Origin of the sequence: Micromonospora sp. NPDC000207 (assembly GCF_040300925.1) — a bacterium.
Classification (GTDB): domain Bacteria; phylum Actinomycetota; class Actinomycetes; order Mycobacteriales; family Micromonosporaceae; genus Micromonospora.
Map to the genome: position 1 here is coordinate 1 of NZ_JBEPEQ010000060.1, position 18,829 is coordinate 18,829.

The window sequence follows — 18,829 nt, forward strand, 5'->3', positions numbered from 1 at the left end:
CCGGAACTGGACGGGCTGCAGCCCGGTGAACGGGACGATCCACTCCGGGCGAGCTGCCGAGATCACCTGCACCCCAACATGATCCACCATGGACCCGTCACCGAGTTACGAGACGTCCCTTAGATCTTCGTATCCGTGGGCGCGGAACTTCTTCTCAAGATCATCTTGCTCGGGCACGTCCTGATTCCTTCCTCGGCGCCGACGCTGGTGCGAGCGGTCCGCCCGCGTCGTCGACCACACGACGGGGCGGACCGCCCTCCGGTTCAGTCCCGACGAGGTGATCGACCTCGCAGACCCGGATCGCCCGACGAGCACCGCTGCGACGTGCGGACACCCGGAGGTGCTGCTACCGTCCCGGCCCTCGGGGGGCCTGCCGGGTCGTACGGTCCTGGACGGCGGTCTGGCTCGGCCCGCCCACGTACGCGTTCGCGTCGGGGGTGGTCGTCACACTCTGCTGCGACGTCGGTACCGGTTGGGCGGCGAAGTCTCTGACCACGGTGTGGCTCACGCCACCGGGCAGGTGTCTGAAGACCTGGTCCATCGCCTCGCTGGCCTTTTTCTGGGCCGCCTTGACCTGCTCGTCGGACGCATCATTGTTCAAGTGGTTGACGACACTTTCCTGATACTTCTTCGCCGTGCTGAGGTGTCCCTTCGCCTCGACCAGGCTTTCCCAGTTCTGGGAATTCTTGTCAGTCTTTTGAATGGCCTGGTCGATGTCACTGCCGAGTTTGCTCATGGATTCGTTCGCCTGTAACGCGTACTTGTTGGTGTTTTCGAAGGAGTTCTCCGAACGGAGTTCCTCCCACACGTTCAGGAAGGAATCGGTCATTCTCTGATTTGAGCGGATGGCGGCGACGAGGTTGGTGGTGGGCTGCTCGGGGGTTGTCATCAGATGCTCCGTCCGGCTTGCTGGGGCTTCGGGCTGGAATGCCGAGGTGGTGGTTGGTGACCGTCGGGCCGACGATCGGGCTGTGCTGCGGTGGTGGGGGACGGCAGTCGGGCGGCACCGCTGGTCTGGAGCTGCTGCCGGCACTTCTGCGCCAGCTCACCGAGGGGATGACTCGTCCCTTGCAGAGCCTCGGCGACCCTCGTGATCGTCGCCCGGCTGTCGAGACGCTCGTCGGCGTGGTCCAGCAGTAGATCACGGACGGTGGTCAACGTCTCCGGTGCTAGCCGCTCCTCCGCGAGAGGGCCGGAGCCGTGCGGGGACCGCAGTCTCGTCACCCGTCCTGCGGCGTCCCGCTGGTCCGAGATCGCCCCCGTCAGGTGTTCGGCGACCTTCTGCTGCGAACGGGACGCCAAACGCCGCACCTCGGCGGGATCGTCGGTCCCGGCTGGGACCGGCCTCTCAGGAGGGGCCTTGATATCGGCAGCGAGCCTTCGGAGGATCAGGGCGGTCCGCTGATCGTCGATCGCCTCCCGCACCTTGGCGAGCGCCGCCGCCTGCACGATCTCAGCGGCGCCCGCCTTTTTCGCGTGCGAGTAGGCGAGGTCCTTCGCGTCCGCCGTCCGGGCCAGTCCCGCGACGTTCAACCGACGGTGTTGTTCGGCCCGAACCCACAGGTGCGCCGCATTGCAGGTCTCCTGGCTCTCCTCCAGGTGCCCTATCACCTGCTTCTCCTGCTCGGGGGCGCTGGTCAGGGAATCGGCAGCAGTGCGCAACAGCTCGGCGGCCCTGCGCTGTTCGGTCTCCGCTGCGTCGAGCACCTGCTCGGCGGGTAACGCCTTCCACAGGTGTTGGACGTGGTACGCCGCACCGGTGGATGGGGATTCGCGTGATCGCTGGTCGGGGTTTTCCATTCTTCGGCCTCTCCGGTTGTCGAATTCCGCCGAACGGCGTCCGACCTACGGCCGTCGATGCCCGCCGGTTCGATGGTCCACGCAGAATTCACCTGTGACCCGGCGCACCGGGGGCGGGGCTCGCGGGTCGGGGTCGGCGCGGCTGGTAGGAATGCCGGATGGAGGAAGAGCAGGCGACCGTACGCGACCGGGCCGAGGCGGTACTGCGTCGGCTGGCCGGTGAGCACGCCCGGCTCCGGGAGGACCAGTGGCGGGCCATCGAGGCGCTCGTCGTCGACAGGCGTCGGGTGCTCTGCGTCCAGCGGACCGGGTGGGGGAAGTCGGCCGTCTACTTCGTCGCCACCGCACTCCTGCGGGAGCGGGGGGAGCACGGGCCGACGGTGATCGTGTCCCCGCTGCTGGCGTTGATGCGTAACCAGGTCGAGGCCGCCGCGCGGGCGGGGATCCGGGCCCGGACCATCAACTCGGCCAACCTCGACGAGTGGGGCGAGATCACCGCCGAGATCCACGCCGGTTCGGTGGACGTCCTGCTGATCAGCCCGGAACGGCTGAACAACCCCGACTTCCGCGACGGGGTCCTGCCACAGTTGGCCGCCACCACCGGGCTCCTCGTGGTGGACGAGGCGCACTGCGTCTCCGACTGGGGGCACGACTTCCGTCCCGACTACCGGCGACTGCGGACCTTCCTCGCCGGTCTGCCCGACCGGACCCCGGTCCTGGCCACCACCGCCACCGCCAACGCCCGGGTCACCGCCGACGTCGCCGAGCAGCTCGGCTCCGACGGGACCGGTCCCGCCGGAGCCGCTGCGGTACGCCCCGACGTCCTGGTCCTGCGGGGCAGCCTCGACCGGGAGTCGCTGCGGTTGGGCGTACTCGACCTGCCGACCCCCGCCCACCGGCTGGCCTGGCTCGCCGACCACCTCGACCGGCTCCCCGGGTCGGGGATCGTCTACACCCTGACGGTGGCGGCGGCGGGGGAGACCGCCGAGTTCCTCCGGTCCCGGGGGTGGGCGGTGGCCTCCTACACCGGGCAGGCCGACGACGTCGACCGGCGCGCTGCCGAACAGGACCTCCTCGACAACAAGATCAAGGCTTTGGTGGCCACCAGCGCCCTCGGGATGGGGTTCGACAAGCCGGACCTCGGTTTCGTCGTGCACCTCGGGGCACCGCCCTCCCCGATCGCCTACTACCAGCAGGTCGGACGGGCCGGTCGGGCCGTCGAACACGCCGAGGTGCTGCTCCTGCCCGGGGTCGAGGACGCCGCCATCTGGCGGTACTTCGCCTCTCTCGCCTTCCCGCCGGAGGAGCAGGTCAGGACCGTCCTGGGGGCGCTGCGCACCGACCGACCGCTCTCCACCCAGGCCCTGGAACCCGTCGTCGACCTGCGGCGTACCCGCCTGGAGATGATGCTCAAGGTCCTCGACGTGGACGGGGCGGTCCGCCGGGTGCGCGGCGGGTGGCTCGCCACCGGCGAAGCCTGGGCCTACGACGAGGCCCGGTTGCGGCGCGTCGCCCAGGCCCGGTCCGCCGAGCAACAGGCGATGCGGGAGTACGCGACCACCCCCGGCTGCCGCCTTCGCTACCTGCGGGAATGCCTTGACGACGTCGGGGCGACCGACTGTGGCCGGTGCGACAGGTGCGCCGGCCCCCTGTTCACGCCGGAGGTGTCCGACCCCGCGCTGACCGCCGGGGAGTCCTTCCTCGACCGTCCCGGCGTCGACCTGCCACCGAAGAAGCTCTGGCCGACCGGGCTTGACGCCGTCGGCGTACCCCTGAAGGGCAGGATCCCGCCGGGGGAGCAGGCGCTGCCGGGGCGGGCCGTGGGGCGCCTCTCCGACCTCGGGTGGGGTGGGCGGCTGCGCGGACTGCTCGGCCCGGAGTCCCCCGACGGCCCGGTCCCCGACGACGTGGCCGCCGCGGTGGTCGAGGTCCTGAAGGCGTGGGCGCACGGCGACGACAGGTGGCCGTCCCGCCCGGTCGGGGTGGTAGCCGTCGGCTCCCGCCGCCACCCGACCCTCGTCGCCTCGCTCGCCGACCGGATCGCCACCGTCGGTCGGCTTCCCCTGCTCGGCCAGGTCACCCCGGTCGGCCCGTCCGCCGGGTCCGCCGCCCGGGGCAACAGCGCCCAGCGGGTACGCGCCCTCCACGACGCCTTCACCGTCGACTCCGACCTGGCCACCGCCCTCGCCGGGCTGGACGGCCCGGTCCTGCTCGTGGACGACCTCGCCGACACCGGCTGGACCCTGACCCTCGTCACCCGACTGCTGCGCCGAGCCGGTGCCCCGGCGGTGCTACCCCTCACCCTCGCCGTCTCCGGCTGACCCGTCATCGATTCGATTCGGGTCGAACCTGTGATTTTCATCATAGCATTGCCGCGCTAAGTTACTGAACGGTCGGCGCTCAACTTCGTGAATCTGTTGCATCAGCTCAGTGAGCGAAGGGGTCACGTGATGGGATCAGAGCGCCAAGGTCAAGAGAGTGGACACCCGCCGGACGGATCGGATGTTGCAGCAACAGCTTCCGCGCCCGATGGCTCGCACTCACAGGAGCGCCAAGATCGGGAGGGCGGCTTCACCTCGGACGGATCGAACGCCACGGCAAAGGCTGCCGATTCGGATGATTCGGACTCGCAGTCCGTTGCCTCGGCTGAGGTCGGCGAAGAAGTAGAGCTGCCGTACGAACTAAAGGTCGAGCTGCCTGAGGTGGCTGCTTTGGGTTCCCACGGGGAGGGGATTCTTCAGGCGCAGATGGAGATTCGAGGGCACCTGGTAAAAGCGGCCGCCGCAGCAGCTGAGACGTACAGGAGGCTGGATTCGATTGATGACCGTTTGGATATATACGCCAACACTGTAGCCAAATTCAGGGTGCAGGTGAACATGGCGCGGCAGAAGCCTGGTGAGGTGCGAAGCCAAGGGATGGACGAAGCTGGGGTTAGGCTGAACAAGGCCCAAGGAATTCGGGATGAAGTCGGTCAAAGAATCGGCAGCGCTCGCTTCGACGAAGCCTCTCACAATTTGATGACTGCAGCAATGAAGAACGACAAGCTTCTCAACCAACTCGGGAGCCTTGTTGCTGATTCCAAATCCGCCGCGAACAGGAAAGATTTTAGTACGGTCTTCCATGCGCAGCGGGCTGTCGACGATTCGATTAACTACGCTTTGGCCCTTGTGGAAGATGCGAGCAAGCGCCGTTCTCTTCTGACTGGTCGAACGGCTCTTTACGCGGAAACCCGGGTGCCGGCAGTCACTTCCGCCTCACGGGCCGTGGATTTCGTTAAGGCGTCGGCGGAATACCAGAAGCTGGCATCGGTGAGGTCCGCAGACGCGGCGAATGAGAAGACGTCCGTAGCGGATGTCAAATCGACACAAAGTGTCCCTCCGCCCCCGCCCCCGAAGGCCGTGGAGTTGGGTACCAAGGTTGACAGGGGGTCGGTAACGCTGCCCCCTTCCCAGGTGGCCGAGGTTGCAGCTGCTCGGATGTCGAGGACCCCGTCAGGTTCCGGCTCCTCGCATGAAGCCACGACCCTTTCCGACCGAACGCGGCAGAACCCGACGACGCGGACTCCGTCACCGACCAGGTAGTAAGAGTGCCGTCAGCCGGTGGGCTCCAAGGGTCCCACCGGCTGACGGCCTCCGGCGAGATCACCTCGTGGCGGTACGGTGGCGGCATGTCTGAGCAGTCCACCGCCGTCGAGGACGAGGTCGCCGTCGGGCCGTCGAGCGCCGATCCGGCCGGGGCGGCGGCACCGACCGTCGTCGACCCGGGGACGCTGCGGATGGCGCTGGTGGTGGGTGGGCTGCTGGTGGCCGTACTCCTGGGGTTCGGGTTGGGGCGGTTGAACCCCCGCGAGACGGTGCCGGGCGCGATGACCCCGGCGGGCGGGACCATGGGCGGGGCGGCCCCGGTCGCTGGGCACAGTCACGCGCCGGGGACCGGGGCGCACCAGCACGACGGGGCCGACGCCGACGACGCCACCGGGCTGTCGGTCACCTCGGCCGGGTACACCCTCGTCCCGCTGACCCCGGAGATGCCTGCAGGCCAGGCCGGTGAGCTGCGGTTCCAGGTCCACGACGGGGAGCGGAAGCCGGTGACCCGGTTCGCCGTGGTGCACGACAAGCCGATGCACCTCATCGTGGTCCGCCGGGACCTCGGCGGCTACCAGCACCTGCACCCGACGATGGCACCCGACGGGACCTGGTCAATCCCGCTGACCCTCGCCCAGCCCGGCGTCTGGCGGATGTACGCCGACTTCACCGCCGTCGCCGACGACGGACTCCAGGCGGCCGTCACCCTCGGGGTGGACCTGGTCGCCCCCGGGGACCACATCCCCCGGCCGCTGCCCGAACCGACCCGGCAGGCCGTCGTCGACGGGTTCACCGTCTCCTACGACGGCGACCCGCAACCCGGAACCGCCGTACCCCTGGTGTTCACAGTCCGGGGCGCGGACGGCGCGGTGCCGACCCTGGAGCGGTACCTCGGGGCCTACGGGCACCTGGTGGCGTTGCGTGAAGGGGACCTGGGCTACCTGCACGTGCATCCCGAACCGGAACTGGACGGGGCGGCGGTGAAGTTCTGGGTGACCGCCCCCGGCCCCGGTCGGTATCGGCTCTACCTGGACTTCCAGATCGCCGGTGAGGTCCGGACCGCAGAGTTCACGCTGACCGTGGCGTGACGTCCCCGTCGGCCCGGCCGGACGTCCGGGTGATCGGGCGGCGGGCCAGGTAACGCAGCAGGTCCCGGATGTGGTGCTTCTCCTCCGCCGGGATCCGGGGATCGGCCAGCCGGTCCAGGATCACCCTGATGTCCGCCTCGACCGGGTTCTCGTCGCCGCGCCGACGCGGCAACCCCCCGGCCTCGGGCACCCCGAGCGCCCGGAACGCCGCAGTGACCGGCAGGTCCAGGGCGGTGCAGAAACCGCGCACCTTCGCCAACTCCGGGTAGTCCTGCCAGTCCCCGGCCAGCCACCGGAAGACCGTGGACCGGCCGACGCCGGTGTGGTGGGCCAGGTCCGTCACCGTCCAGCCGCGTGTCTCGCGGGCGTCGTCGATCGCCCGACGGACGAACCGCGCGAACGCGTGCTGCGGTGACACCTGTGCGGAACCCATCGAAGTGGGGACTTCCTTCCGGCCTGACGCACCGATCGGCGCGTCAATGAGGGTAGTACGACGCGTAGTCGGGGCGAACCCGCCGATCGACCCAATCTGCGTCGCGGGGGTCTTACGTCGCACCGGTCGGGGTCGCGGGTCGCGTGGGGGCGATCGTGGGCGGTGGTCAGCCCTCGTCGGGGGTCAGGAGGGTCTCCAGGCGCGGGGTCACGCCCCACTGGTCCACCAGGTCCCGGTACTCGGCGCGTTGGGCGGGTGTGCCCTCCGCCCCGGTCCGGCGGGCCCGGATCAGCAGGTTACGGGGGGTGTGCTGGGAGTCGACGAACTCCACCACCTCGGCCCGGTAGCCGTGCAGGCGCAGCAGTGCGGCCCGCAACGCGTCGGTGAGCACGTCGGCGAAGCGCTCCCGGAGGATCCCCTGCCGGGTCAGCAGGTCGTACGCCCCCGGGGCGGGCCGGGTGCGCAGCTGGGCGGCGAGGTCGTGGTGGCAGCACGGCGCGGCGAGCACCCACCTGGCCCCCCACCGCAGGGACCGGGCCAACGCCTCGTCGGTGGCGGTGTCGCAGGCGTGCAGGGCCAGGACCAGGTCCGGAGCCGGGTCCACCACCGCGTCGGCGATGGTCCCGGCGACGAAGGTCACCCGGTCGGCCCAGCCCAGGCGTCCGGCCAGGTCGGTGTTGCGACGACGCTGGTCGGGTCGGACGTCCACCCCGACCAGGTGCACGTCCAACCCCCGCCGGGACAGGTACCGGTAGGCGGCGAAGGTGAGATAGGCGTTCCCGCAGCCCAGGTCGACCACGCGCAGCGGACCGGTCAGGTCGTCGGGGAGGGTGGCCGCCAGAGCCCGCAGGAAGGCGTCGACCTGACGCCGCTTCGCCGCCGAGCCGCCGATCTCGGCGAAGATCGGGTCACCGGGGTCGAGGAGATACTCCTTGACCCGGTCGTGTCCGCCCGGCTCGACCGGGGTCCGGGCGGTCCTCGCCCGGTGCACCTGGGCCTCGCCGGACTTGGTGACCCGGAGCTGGACGGTGGCGTCGACCGTCTCCACGTGCCAGTTGCCGAACGGCTCGGCGAGCAACGCGTCCACCGCCGCGTCGGCCTCCGCCCCCGGCGTGACGTTGCGGGTGAACGGGCGGTCGCCGTCGGAAGTGGCGATCTGCAACCGGGTCCCCGCCTTGAGGGTGACCGGGCGCAGCTCGGCACGGACCACCGAGGGGCGCTGCCCCCGACGACGCCCGGCGGCGACGGCCCGGGTCAGGGCAGGGTCCAGCAGCAGGGCCCGGACCTCGGTCAGGGCGGCGTCCAACGGTTCCGGCATCGCTCCATCATCCACGTCCGCCGAACGGCCGACGTCCCCGCACCGGCACGGTACGGGGACGTCGGTTCACACCTGTCTCGGGTGCCGGGTCAGTCGGCGGTCACCTCGGCCGGCGTACCGCTCCCGGCGGCGCCCCCCGCCCCACGGCGGCGGCGTCGACGGCGCGGCTTGGCGGCGGTGTCGCCCGACGGCGCTGCGGCGTCACCCGTCCCGGCGGTGACCACCGCTGGGGACTCGGGGGTCGGCTCGCCCGACACCACCTCACCGGCGCGGCGGCGGCGACGCCGACGGGCCGGGTTGCCCTCTCCTGCGGAGTCGTCCCGGGCGGTGCCGGTCTCGGCGGCGTCCGGGGTGGTCGGGGCGTCACCGTCCTGCCGACGGCGTCGCCGACTCCGGTCACCCCGCTCGGTCCGGTCACCCCGCTCGGTCCGGTCACCCCGCTCACCACGTCGGGGCCGGGCGGAGTCGCCCCGCCGCGACCGGCCGCCGCCGAGGTCCTCCTCGACCTCGGCGGAGAGCCCGGCCCGGGTCCGCTCGGCGGACGGCAGGGTGCCGCTGACGTCGGTGGGGATCGCCAGGTCGGTGTAGAGGTGCGGGGAGGTGTGGTAGGTCTCCGGCGGCTCCGGCATGTCCAGCCCGAGGGTCTTGTCGATGATCCGCCACCGGGGCATGTCGTCCCAGTCGACGAAGGTCACCGCGACGCCGGTGGCACCGGCCCGGCCGGTACGCCCGATCCGGTGGGTGTAGGTGTCCTGGTCCTCGGGGCAGTCGTAGTTGACGACGTGGGTCACCCCGCTCACGTCGATGCCCCGGGCGGCCACGTCGGTGGCGACCAGAGTGTCGATCTTGCCGGCCCGGAAGGCCCGCAGCGCCCGTTCCCGGGCACCCTGACCGAGGTCCCCGTGCACTGCCGCCACCGCGAAGCCCCGGAAGTCGAGGTCCTCGGCCACCCGGTCGGCGGCCCGCTTCGTCCGGGTGAAGATCATCGTCAGGGCGCGACCCTCGGCCTGGAGGATCCGGGCCACGATCTCGATCTTGTTCATCGAGTGGGTCCGGTAGGCCAGCTGCGTGGTCTGCGGGTTCGGGCCGGTCTCGGCGGTGTGCCCGGCGTGGATCGTCACCGGACGACGCAGGAACCGCCGCGACAACGCCACGATCGGATCCGGCATCGTCGCCGAGAAGAGCATCGTCTGCCGGTCCTCCGGCAGCATCGCCAGGATCTTCTCCACGTCGTCCAGGAAGCCCAGGTCGAGCATCCGGTCGGCCTCGTCCAGGACCAGCGCGTGCACCCGGTCCAGCCGCAGGTGCTTCTGCTTGGCCAGGTCCAGCAGTCGACCCGGCGTACCCACCAGGATCTCCACGCCCTTGCGCAGCGATTCGATCTGCGGCTCGTACGCCACCCCGCCGTAGATCGGCAGGACCCGGACGCCCCGGGTCCGCCCTGCGGCGTCGAGGTCCTTGGCGACCTGGAGACCCAGCTCACGGGTGGGGACGACGACCAGGGCCTGCGGAACGCCGTCGCTGCCCTCGCCCGGGGCGAACACCCGCTCCAGCAGCGGTACGCCGAAGCCGAGGGTCTTTCCGGTGCCGGTCGGGGCCTGGCCGATCAGGTCGGTGCCGCGCATCGCGATCGGCAGCGCGTACTCCTGGATGGCGAAGGCCCGGGTGATACCGGCGGCGGCGAGCGCCTCCACGGTCTCGGACCGTGCGCCCAGGTCGGCGAAGGTCGGGGCCTCGGGCCGCACCGGTACGGTGGCGATCGGTTCCTGCTCGGTTGTCTGCTCTCGGTTCTGTTCGCTCATGTGGATTTCGGGGTGCCCTCTCGTGGTGCGCCCCTGGAGTCCTCAGGGCGCTTCGATATTGGCGCGGGCCACACGGTCGGGGGCGGGGACCGCCGAGCCGGACCGGGCCGCACGCGCGCCGCAGGCTGAACGTCGAACGGATCGGCGCCCACGGCAACTGGTTCATCCTACCTGAGCCGCAGGGATATGGCTCCATCCATGCGGACAAGCCCACCGCGCCGGGAATCCTGTGAACCAGGTCACCATCCGGCGGGTTCGGGGCGCAGTGGCGGCAGAGACCGGACAACCACGAAGAGAAGCGGAGGTGTCGAGGGTCGGGGCCCGTGTCCGGGCCCCGACCGTCAACGAGGGGTGAAACCGACAGCGCGGGGCGAGGCCTCGGCGATCTCGACGTAGGCGACCTTGCTCGCCGGGACGACGAGCCGCCGGCCCTTCTCGTCGGTCAGGGACAGCGTTCCGTCGCTGGCGAGGGCGTCGGCCACGATCTGCTCGATCTCCGCCGGCGTCTGAGCGCTCTCCAACACCAGCTCGCGTGCCGCGTACTGCACGCCGATCTTGACCTCCACTGTGCCTCCTCAACTGGGGCGAAAGAGCCGCCGGACGAAGGCTATCCGATCTGTGGAGCCGATGCTCAGGCTGACTCACCCTGCAGCGGGAAGCTGGCGATTCCCCGCCACGACAGCGCCGCCACCAGGGCCTCCGCCTCCGGTTTCGGCACCTGACGCCCCCCGGCCAGCCAGAACTGCGCAGCCGTCTCGGCCGCCCCCACCAGACCCGAGGCGAGCAGCTCGGCGTGCGCCCGGCTGACCCCGGTGTCCGAGATGATGGTGTCGGTGATCGCGGCGATGCAGCCCTGCTCGACCCGTTCCACCCGTTGGCGTACCGCCGGGTCGTTGCGCAGGTCCGACTCGAATACCAGCCGGAACGCCTCGCTCTCGTGGTCGACGAAGTCGAAGTAGGCCCGCACCGAGGCGGAGACCCGCTCCTTGTTGTCGTTCGTCCCGACCATCGCCTCCTGGACCTTGGCGACGATCGCGTCACAGTGGGTGTCGAGCAGAGCCAGGTAGAGGTCCATCTTGCCCGGGAAGTGCTGGTAGAGCACGGGCTTGGAGACGCCGGCCCGTTCGGCGATGTCGTCCATCGCCGCAGCGTGGTACCCCTGTGCGACGAACACCTCCTGCGCCGCCGCGAGCAGCTGCTTACGGCGCGCCGAACGTGGCAGACGCGTGGGTCGGCCGGCAGTCTGTGCACCGTTCCCCAACGCGGTCATGGGAACCTCCGAGTTTCTTCGTACGAGCCGGCATCAATCGCCCGAACCGGTCGAGGTGCGACCCGTACCCGGAATTGGCCCGCCGCTGTAACTTATCGCCACTGTCACCACACGGTAGCCTCAGCGAGGGCGACCAAGGAGCGCGCGGTGAGTGAAACAGGTCAACCCGGAGCTGCCACCCCGGGAGAGCACGGTGACGGGACGGGTCAGCACGACGACCTGGCCCGCCCCGGCAGTGGGTGGGCTTCCGCCGCAGCTGCCTGGTCCCCGGAGGGGGAGGCCGCAGGCGGCTGGCAGCCGGAACCACAGTCCGCGTGGTCGGCGTCCTCGCCGCGCTACGGAGACCTGCCCCCACCGCTGCCCGGCCACCACCCCGGCGACGGACTGCCGACCCGGGCCAACGGGCACCGGGTGAACGGCTACGGTCACGGCCCGACCGACATCCCCGGCGAACGGCAGGTCCCGATCAGTGCCCCGCCCGGCGGCCCCCGGATCCCGGTGAGCTCCCCGCCGTCGCAACCCCAGCACCCGGTCAGCGCCCCGCCCGGCCTGCGCGCCGAACGCCGCCGGGACCACGACACCGACCGGGTCGTCGTGCCCTTCCAGCGGCCCGCACCCCCGACCGAGCGCCCCACCGGGCGGCCCCCGGTCGCCGGGGACCCGCCGAATGCCCGGCACTCCTCCGACGCCTCCCTCGACCGTCGGGTCGACGACCTCCGGAGCGACCACCGACCGGAGCGGGACCAGGTCGGACGCGGCACCGACCCGATCCAGGGGCGCGGCACTGATCCGACCCAGGGGCGCGGTGCCGCCCCGAGCCACGGACGCGGCACCGATTCGACCCAGGGGCGCGGTGCCGACCCGACTCGGGACGGCCCGTCCAGTGGCCCGCCCGCCCGCCGCCTCGACGACGACGAACCCGACTGGCCGGGACCGAACTGGAACCGCCCGAGCTGGAGCGAGGGGTGGGCCCCGCCCTGGGCCCGCACCGACGAGGAGCCCACCGGCCGCCGGGGCCGGGAGGACCGCGACCCCCCCGAACGCGTCGAGTGGGCACCCCACCCGGAGCACCTGCAGCCGACCCGCCAGCCGGAGCACCCGACCCGCCAGCCGGAGCAGTCGGCCCGCCAGCCGGAGCAGTCGGCCCGTCCGCCGGAGCGGACCCGTCCGCAGACCGACAGCAGGCCCCCGGCCGATCCGTCGCCGAGACCGTACGAGCCGATGTCACCAGAGGTCCGTCGGCTGTACGAGCCTCCGCCGACCGACCCCGCACCCCCGTACGACCCGGACGCGACGCAGACCCGCCGCCCGTACGACCCGACGTCGGGCGAGTCCCGCCAGCCGTACGACCCGACGGCGAACCGGACCTCCCGCCCGTACGAGCCGACCCCGGAAGTCGAACACCGACCGTACGAGCCGGTGTCGGCCGAGGAGCACCGGCCGTACCAGCCGATGCGCAGCGAACCGAACCGGTACGAGTCGACCCCGCCGGAGGCCTGGCGCGGGTACCCCCCGTCCGCGTCGCGGATCAGGTCCCGGGAGGCCGGAGAACGCCCACCATGGGCGCGGGGCGGAGCACCCGAGGATCCGACCGGCGCACCGACCGCCGGGGCGCAGACCCCGGAGGAGCCGCCGACCGGCACCGACACCGGTACGCCCGACGCCGGTACGCCCGACGCCGGTGCGCTGGTCCGGCCGTTCCGGCTGCGGCCGGTCCGTACCGAACCGGAGCCCCTGCCCACCGAGCCCGCCGACGGCCCGGTGACCCCGCAACCACCGACCCGATCGTTGCCCCCGGCTGACCAGGCCGGCCCGGTCGTCGCCCCCACCCCCGGCGTCAGCGACCACCTCGATCGCCATCCGTCCGCGCCCGAACCGGAGAGCGCAGCCCCCTACTCGGCCCGTCGATCCGCCCCCGAACCGGCACCTGCGGCGGACCCGGATGCCGAGGACCGGGCGGAGCTGCTGCCGCAGCGCGTTCCGGCCGAGCCGGACGTGCCCGTCGTGCCGGAGCCGCCGACAGTGGAGCCCACCGAATCCCCCGAGCTCGCTCGGATCGCCACCCATCTGCGGCGGGAGGAGGAGCCCGACCCGCCGCAGGAACGGCCGGAAGGGTTCGACGTCGAGGCGATCCTCGCCGCCGTCCGAGGCGTCGGGGGCGTCCGGGACGCCTCGCTGCGGCGTACCCCCGCCGGGGCGCACAGCCTGCGACTCGACCTCTCCGACGGCGCGGACCCGGCCGATGTGAGTCGGCACGTCGCCCGCCTGCTCCAGGAGCGGATGGGGCTGGCGGCCGCCCCGCAGAACCTTCCCGCCCCGCCGGTCCCGCCCGGCCTGCGGTCCGGGGCCGAAGCCCGTCCGGTGGAGGGCCAGGCACCCCCGACCCCACCTGCCCGGCCGGGTCGCGCCCCGGAGCACCCGACCGGGGGCGACGCGACGTCCCCGGTCCCCGCCGGTGCGCCGAGCCCCACCGGAGTCCGGGGGGACCGGCCGACCGGACCGGCACCGTCGGCACCCCCGCGTCGCCGTCGACAGACCACCCCCGCCGGTACGCAGGAACCCGCCGCCTCGTCGGCCGCGACCGGCATGGCCACCGGGAGCCCGGCGCTGCTCGGCTCCTCGTACTCCGGCGGGCAGATGACGACCACGGAGACGGCCCCGTCGCGCCCGCTGGACACCGGCGGACGACAGGGACCCCGGGTGGTCATCGACCACGTGCAGGTCAGCACCTTCGGTCTGGACGCCACGGTCGAGGTGCGCCTGCTCGCGGCGGGGGAGCCCGCCTCGGGATTCACCAGCGGCCCGGCCGTCGACGGGTACGTGCTCCGGCTCTGCGCCGTCGCCGCCGCAGCAGCCGTGGACGAGCTGTTGCGGGGCACCGGCCGTACTGCCGACTCGGGTCGGTGTTTCGTCGAGCACGCGGCGGTGGTGCCGTTCGGCAACTGCGAGGTCGCCACGGTGGTGGTCCTGCTGGTCTGCGACGGCTGGGTGGAGCAGATCGCCGGCTCCGCCCTGGTCCAGGGTGACCCCCGACAGGCAGTGGTCAGGGCCACCCTGGCGGCGGTGAACCGTCGGCTGGAGGCCCTGCTGGCCTAGACGGGTGGGGGCAGACTGGATCCATGAAGCGTGCCACCCTCTGGCCGGACGACCTCCTGCCCGAAGACCGGATCCCGCCACCCTGGCCCGGCCGGTCGGTACCTGTCGACGGCGCTGCGACCTACGTCCGGGAGACCCCGGCGACCGCCCCCGACGCCGAACCGGCGCTCTACCTCCACGGGCTCGGCGGGTCCTCGCAGAACTGGACCGACCTGGCCGGTCTGCTCGCTGGTCGACTCGACGGTCAGGCCATCGACCTGCCCGGTTTCGGCCGCAGCGAGCCGGGCAGCCGGTACACCATCGCGTCCTTCGCCGACCTGACGGTCCGCTGGATCGAGCAGTCCGACAGGGGTCCGGTGCACCTCATCGGCAACTCGCTGGGCGGGTCGGTGGCGGTCCGGGTGGCAGCGCGACGGCCCGAACTGGTCCGTACCCTGACGTTGATCTCCCCGGCCCTGCCCTTCCTGGACTTCCGACGCTCCCTCCAGGGCCGGATGCTGCCGGTGTTGGCCGTCCCCGGTGGGGAGCGGCTGGTGGCCTGGCGGCTGGCGAAGATCGCCCCGGAGGTGATGGCGCAGCAGACCCTGGAGGCGTGCGTCGGCGACCTGTCCCGGATCAGCCCCCAGCGGCAGGCGGAGGCCCTGGCGGAGATCCAGGCCCGCGCCCAGGTCGAGCACTACGCCGCCGCCTACCTGCGGACCTTCCGTGGCCTGGTCGGCAGCTTCCTGCGGTCCTACCTGCGGGGGACCGACTCGCTGTGGCGCCTGGCCGCCGGGGTACGCGCCCCGACCCTGGTGATCGGCGGCATGAAGGACCGGCTGGTCGACGTCCGGGTGTCCCCGCAGACCGCCCGGGTGATCCCGGACAGCCGACTGCTGATGCTCACCGGGGTGGGTCACGTGGCGCAGATGGAGGTGCCGCGTACCGTCGCCCGCGCCGTTCTGGGCCTGCTCGGCGAGTCGCAGGGGGCCTCGGCCGGGTCCGACGTGACACCCTGGCCGGGTGCTGCCAGCCACTGACCGATCACGATCCGTACCCGACAGGTCCGGACCCGGCCGATCCCTCCCGGATCCGACGTCGGGCGGGTCGGCCCGTCCCGCGTTCGCCCGGCGGGCCAGGTTCTTCGCCCTGTCGCTGGCGCTCGGCGCGGCGCTGCTCGCTGTGGTCGACGCCCCCGACCCGCCCGCCGGGGCGGTGGCCACCACCGTCGAACCGGGTGACCCCGCAGCCGGGATCCCGGCTGCGGACCAACCCGCCCCCAGGGTGTCCGAGCTGGTCACCGCCGCCCTACCCGGGTCGGCGGCCGACGGATCCGGCCCTCGGGCCGACGGATCCGGGCCTGGGTCCGCCGGATCCGGGCCTGAGAGTGTCGGGTCCGGGCCTGGGGGTGCCGGGGTCGGGCCTGTCGCTGACGGGTCCGGGGTCGGGTCCGCTCGGTCGGCGGAGCGGGGTGGGCCGGTGGTCGTGCCGGAGGCCGACCCCCGACGGGTGCCGCGACTCGCGGGTACGACGCCGTCGGCGGGAAGCGGTCGGTTCTCCCACTCCGACCGGACCGGTCCGGTGCTGGGCCGCTCCGGGAAGGTGCTCCGATACCGGGTCGCCGTGGAGCGTGGCGCCGGTGCCGACGTCGGGTCCTTCGCAGACGGGGTCCACGAGGCGCTGGTCGGGCCGGGAAGCTGGGTGGACGGGGGGCGGCTACGGCTGCGACAGGTGCCCGGGACTGCCGGGCACGACTTCACCGTCTACCTGGCGACGCCCCGGACGGCCGGACGGATGTGCGCCGCCGTCGCAGTGGACATCAGGGTGGACGGTAGGCCGTACACCTCGTGTCGGGGGCCGGGGAGAGTGATCATCAACCTGGAGCGGTGGCGGACGTCGGTGCCGCACTACGTACGGGCCGGGACCCCCCTCGCCGTCTACCGGCAGTACGTCGTCAACCACGAGGTCGGCCACGAACTGGGACACCGTCACGAGCGGTGCCCCGCTCCCGGGCGTCCCGCGCCGGTGATGATGCAGCAGACCCTCTTCCTGCACGGGTGCACCCCCAACCCCTGGCCCTACCTCGACGGCCGCCGGTACGCGGGCCCACGTCGCTGACCACGGCCTTCGGACTGGGCCTTTCGGCAAGAGGTGGGCCGGCGGCCTCCGGCACGAGTGGGCCTCCGGCATGGGGTGGGACGTCTTGTCCAGGGTGACGCGAGGATTCTTCGCAGATAATCCGGTTTCCCCGACTTCGGCCGGAATCGGGTGCGACGCTGGGTTTCGTGAGCTTCCTGCCTGCCCTACCCGCTCGACGGCTGCTGCCGGTGCTGGTCCTGGCCGTGGCACTGGTGCTCGCCGTACTCGTGGTGTCCGCACCGTCCACCGACCCGTCGACGGCCCGGTCCGGCGGTTCCGGCGGCGCGCCGCCGGGCCTGACGAGCCCCTCGGCGGCCGTCCCGAGCCCCTCGGCGGCCGTCCCGAGCCCCTCGGCGGGCCTGTCGAGCCCCTCGGGGGGTGACGGTGGTTCGCCCGGACGGCCGGGAATCCCCACCTTCGGCACCGGCACCTTCGTCACCGCCGAGGGTGGTACGCCGGTCCGGGGCGACGGCGGCCCCCTGCACCGCTACCGGGTGGCCGTCGAGGCCGGTGTCGGCCAGGACGTTCCCACGTTCGCCGCCACTGTCGACGAGGCCCTGGCCGACCCGCGTGGGTGGACCGCCGACGCGACCCGCCGGGTGCAGCGGGTGGCCGAGCCCGCCGAGGCCGACTTCACCGTCTACCTGGCCAGCCCGGCCACCTCCGAGCAGATGTGTGCCCTGGGTGGCCTGAGCACCGAGCGCTACACCTCCTGTCGGCTCCCCGGGCAGGTGATCGTCAACCTGGCCCGCTGGCTGGAGGCGGTGCCGGACTACGGCGCTCCGCTGGAGGTGTACCGGTCGTACGTGATCAACCACGAGGTCGGGCACGAGTTCGGGTACGGCCACGAGGCGTGCCCGGGTCCGGGGCGTCCCGCCCCCGTCATGCAGCAGCAGACGTACGGGCTGGACGGGTGCGTGGCGTACGCGTGGCCGCACCTGGACGGCCGCCGGTACGCCGGTGACCCGGTCGACGGCATCTGATCGGGCTCCCCGGAGGTGCCGGTGCGGTATTCCCGCTCCCGCATGTCGGGCGACGTGGCCCTGCTCATGGCCGATCCCCGCCCCGGCGAGCAACAATGGCGCGGCATACACCGAACGCCGATCCCGGGGAGTCCACCGTGTCGTTGCCCCCGCTCGTCGAACCCGCCGCCGAGCTGTCCGTTGACGAGATCCGTCGCTACTCGCGCCACCTGATCATTCCCGACGTCGGGGTGACCGGGCAGAAGCGGCTGAAGAACGCAAGGGTGCTCTGTGTGGGCGCGGGCGGTCTCGGCTCCCCGGCCCTGCTGTACCTGGCCGCCGCCGGGGTCGGGACGCTCGGCATCATCGACTTCGACACCGTCGACGAGTCCAACCTCCAGCGGCAGGTCATCCACGGGGTCTCCGACGTCGGCCGCTCCAAGGCCGAGTCCGCCGCCGCCTCGATCCGCGAGATCAACCCCCTGGTCACCGTCGAGATCCACGACACGGCCTTGGACCGGGAGAACGTCCGGGAGATCTTCTCCCGGTACGACCTGATCGTCGACGGCACCGACAACTTCGCCACCCGGTACATGGTCAACGACGCTGCGGTCCTGCTCGGGAAGCCGTACGTCTGGGGGTCGATCTACCGGTTCGACGGCCAGGCGTCGGTCTTCTGGGCCGAGCACGGCCCCTGCTACCGGTGCCTCTACCCGGAGCCCCCGCCGCCCGGGATGGTCCCCTCCTGCGCCGAGGGCGGCGTCCTCGGGGTGCTCTGCGCCTCCATCGGGTCGATCCAGGTCAACGAGGCGATCAAGCTCCTGGCCGGGATCGGTGAGCCGCTGGTCGGCCGACTGATGGTCTACGACGCCCTGGAGATGGAGTACCGCAAGATCAAGGTCCGGAAGGACCCGAACTGCGTGCTCTGCGGGGAGAACCCCACACTGACCGACCTGATGGAGGACTACGAGGACTTCTGCGGGGCGGTCTCGGTCGAGGCCCAGGAGGCGGCTGCCGAGTCCACCATCACCGCCCGGGAGCTGAAGGAGTGGCAGGACGCCGGGAAGGACATCTTCCTGGTCGACGTCCGCGAACCCGCCGAGTACGAGATCGTCTCGATCCCCGGGGCCACCCTGATCCCCAAGGGGGAGATCCTCTCCGGGGAGGCGTTGTCCCGGCTCCCGCAGGACAAGCAGGTCGTCCTGCACTGCAAGTCGGGTGTCCGCTCCGCCGAGGCGCTCGCCGCCCTGAAGGCCGCCGGGTTCACCAACTCGGTCCACGTCCAGGGCGGGGTCCTCTCCTGGATCAAGCAGATCGACCCGTCCCTCCCGGCGTACTGACCCCGTGACGTCGAGTCG

15 protein-coding genes are annotated in these 18,829 nt (G+C 71.9%); 8 read left to right on the forward strand and 7 right to left on the reverse strand.

What is annotated here, in order from left to right; genetic code table 11:
- Positions 1-346: 346 nt before the first annotated feature.
- Positions 347-889, reverse strand: coding sequence for a hypothetical protein (locus tag ABT336_RS16290; protein ID WP_350897422.1), 543 nt, complete (start codon positions 887-889; stop codon positions 347-349).
- Entirely contained in the window at positions 889-1,800 is a 912-nt protein-coding gene (locus ABT336_RS16295; RefSeq protein ID WP_350897423.1) for a hypothetical protein, read from the reverse strand. Before ABT336_RS16295 ends, ABT336_RS16290 begins: the two co-directional genes overlap by 1 nt.
- 158 nt (positions 1,801-1,958) lie before the next feature.
- Between ABT336_RS16295 and ABT336_RS16300 the strand changes: the two genes are divergently transcribed.
- From ABT336_RS16300 to ABT336_RS16310, 3 genes are all read left to right on the forward strand, one after another.
- Positions 1,959-4,121, forward strand: coding sequence for a RecQ family ATP-dependent DNA helicase (locus tag ABT336_RS16300; protein ID WP_350897424.1), 2,163 nt, complete (start codon positions 1,959-1,961; stop codon positions 4,119-4,121).
- A gap of 129 nt (positions 4,122-4,250) precedes the next feature.
- On the forward strand, positions 4,251-5,381 hold the full coding sequence (locus tag ABT336_RS16305) for a hypothetical protein (RefSeq protein ID WP_350897425.1): 1,131 nt from the start codon (positions 4,251-4,253) through the stop codon (positions 5,379-5,381).
- Between the two features lie 86 nt (positions 5,382-5,467).
- Positions 5,468-6,472: a DUF8832 domain-containing protein gene (locus ABT336_RS16310; protein ID WP_350897426.1), complete on the forward strand. Its 1,005-nt coding sequence runs from the start codon at positions 5,468-5,470 to the stop codon at positions 6,470-6,472.
- On the opposite strand, the gene ABT336_RS16315 is transcribed toward ABT336_RS16310, so the two are convergent.
- From ABT336_RS16315 to ABT336_RS16335, 5 genes are all read right to left on the reverse strand, one after another.
- Complete coding sequence (locus ABT336_RS16315) at positions 6,453-6,905, reverse strand: helix-turn-helix domain-containing protein (RefSeq protein ID WP_350897427.1); 453 nt, start codon at positions 6,903-6,905, stop codon at positions 6,453-6,455. The genes ABT336_RS16310 and ABT336_RS16315 overlap by 20 nt on opposite strands.
- Positions 6,906-7,071: 166 nt before the next feature.
- A complete protein-coding gene (locus ABT336_RS16320) occupies positions 7,072-8,223 on the reverse strand; it encodes a class I SAM-dependent methyltransferase (protein WP_350897428.1) in 1,152 nt (383 codons plus the stop codon).
- 89 nt (positions 8,224-8,312) lie between these two features.
- Positions 8,313-10,025, reverse strand: coding sequence for a DEAD/DEAH box helicase (locus tag ABT336_RS16325; RefSeq protein WP_350897429.1), 1,713 nt, complete (start codon positions 10,023-10,025; stop codon positions 8,313-8,315).
- Positions 10,026-10,366: 341 nt separating this feature from the next.
- Positions 10,367-10,591, reverse strand: a complete 225-nt coding sequence (locus ABT336_RS16330) for a DUF3107 domain-containing protein (protein ID WP_350897430.1) — start codon at positions 10,589-10,591, stop codon at positions 10,367-10,369.
- 65 nt (positions 10,592-10,656) lie between these two features.
- Positions 10,657-11,295, reverse strand: coding sequence for a TetR/AcrR family transcriptional regulator (locus ABT336_RS16335; protein ID WP_350897431.1), 639 nt, complete (start codon positions 11,293-11,295; stop codon positions 10,657-10,659).
- Positions 11,296-11,442: 147 nt separating this feature from the next.
- Between ABT336_RS16335 and ABT336_RS16340 the strand changes: the two genes are divergently transcribed.
- From ABT336_RS16340 to moeZ, 5 genes are all read left to right on the forward strand, one after another.
- A complete protein-coding gene (locus tag ABT336_RS16340; protein WP_350897432.1) occupies positions 11,443-14,391 on the forward strand; it encodes a hypothetical protein in 2,949 nt (982 codons plus the stop codon).
- A 23-nt stretch (positions 14,392-14,414) separates the two neighbouring features.
- Positions 14,415-15,410 carry an alpha/beta fold hydrolase gene (locus ABT336_RS16345; protein ID WP_350897433.1) on the forward strand — a complete coding sequence of 332 codons (996 nt, stop codon included), beginning with the start codon at positions 14,415-14,417 and terminating at the stop codon, positions 15,408-15,410.
- Complete coding sequence (locus ABT336_RS16350; RefSeq protein ID WP_350897434.1) at positions 15,394-16,488, forward strand: DUF3152 domain-containing protein; 1,095 nt, start codon at positions 15,394-15,396, stop codon at positions 16,486-16,488. The genes ABT336_RS16345 and ABT336_RS16350 overlap by 17 nt, the downstream gene beginning before the upstream one ends.
- A gap of 167 nt (positions 16,489-16,655) precedes the next feature.
- Positions 16,656-17,492 (forward strand): DUF3152 domain-containing protein, encoded by an 837-nt coding sequence (locus ABT336_RS16355; RefSeq protein WP_350897435.1) that lies wholly within the window; start codon positions 16,656-16,658, stop codon positions 17,490-17,492.
- Positions 17,493-17,587: 95 nt separating this feature from the next.
- Positions 17,588-18,811 carry an adenylyltransferase/sulfurtransferase MoeZ gene (gene moeZ / locus ABT336_RS16360; RefSeq protein ID WP_502891191.1) on the forward strand — a complete coding sequence of 408 codons (1,224 nt, stop codon included), beginning with the start codon at positions 17,588-17,590 and terminating at the stop codon, positions 18,809-18,811.
- Positions 18,812-18,829 lie beyond the last annotated feature (18 nt).

Excerpts from the sequence above, each read along its gene's own strand:
- ABT336_RS16290 (WP_350897422.1), bottom strand. The coding sequence starts at position 889 with ATGACAACCCCCGAGCAGCCCACCACCAACCTCGTCGCCGCCATCCGC.
- ABT336_RS16295 (WP_350897423.1), bottom strand. The coding sequence starts at position 1,800 with ATGGAAAACCCCGACCAGCGATCACGCGAATCCCCATCCACCGGTGCG.
- ABT336_RS16300 (WP_350897424.1), top strand. The coding sequence starts at position 1,959 with ATGGAGGAAGAGCAGGCGACCGTACGCGACCGGGCCGAGGCGGTACTG.
- ABT336_RS16305 (WP_350897425.1), top strand. The coding sequence starts at position 4,251 with ATGGGATCAGAGCGCCAAGGTCAAGAGAGTGGACACCCGCCGGACGGA.
- ABT336_RS16310 (WP_350897426.1), top strand. The coding sequence starts at position 5,468 with ATGTCTGAGCAGTCCACCGCCGTCGAGGACGAGGTCGCCGTCGGGCCG.
- ABT336_RS16315 (WP_350897427.1), bottom strand. The coding sequence starts at position 6,905 with ATGGGTTCCGCACAGGTGTCACCGCAGCACGCGTTCGCGCGGTTCGTC.
- ABT336_RS16320 (WP_350897428.1), bottom strand. The coding sequence starts at position 8,223 with ATGCCGGAACCGTTGGACGCCGCCCTGACCGAGGTCCGGGCCCTGCTG.
- ABT336_RS16325 (WP_350897429.1), bottom strand. The coding sequence starts at position 10,025 with ATGAGCGAACAGAACCGAGAGCAGACAACCGAGCAGGAACCGATCGCC.
- ABT336_RS16335 (WP_350897431.1), bottom strand. The coding sequence starts at position 11,295 with ATGACCGCGTTGGGGAACGGTGCACAGACTGCCGGCCGACCCACGCGT.
- ABT336_RS16345 (WP_350897433.1), top strand. The coding sequence starts at position 14,415 with ATGAAGCGTGCCACCCTCTGGCCGGACGACCTCCTGCCCGAAGACCGG.
- moeZ (WP_502891191.1), top strand. The coding sequence starts at position 17,588 with ATGGCGCGGCATACACCGAACGCCGATCCCGGGGAGTCCACCGTGTCG.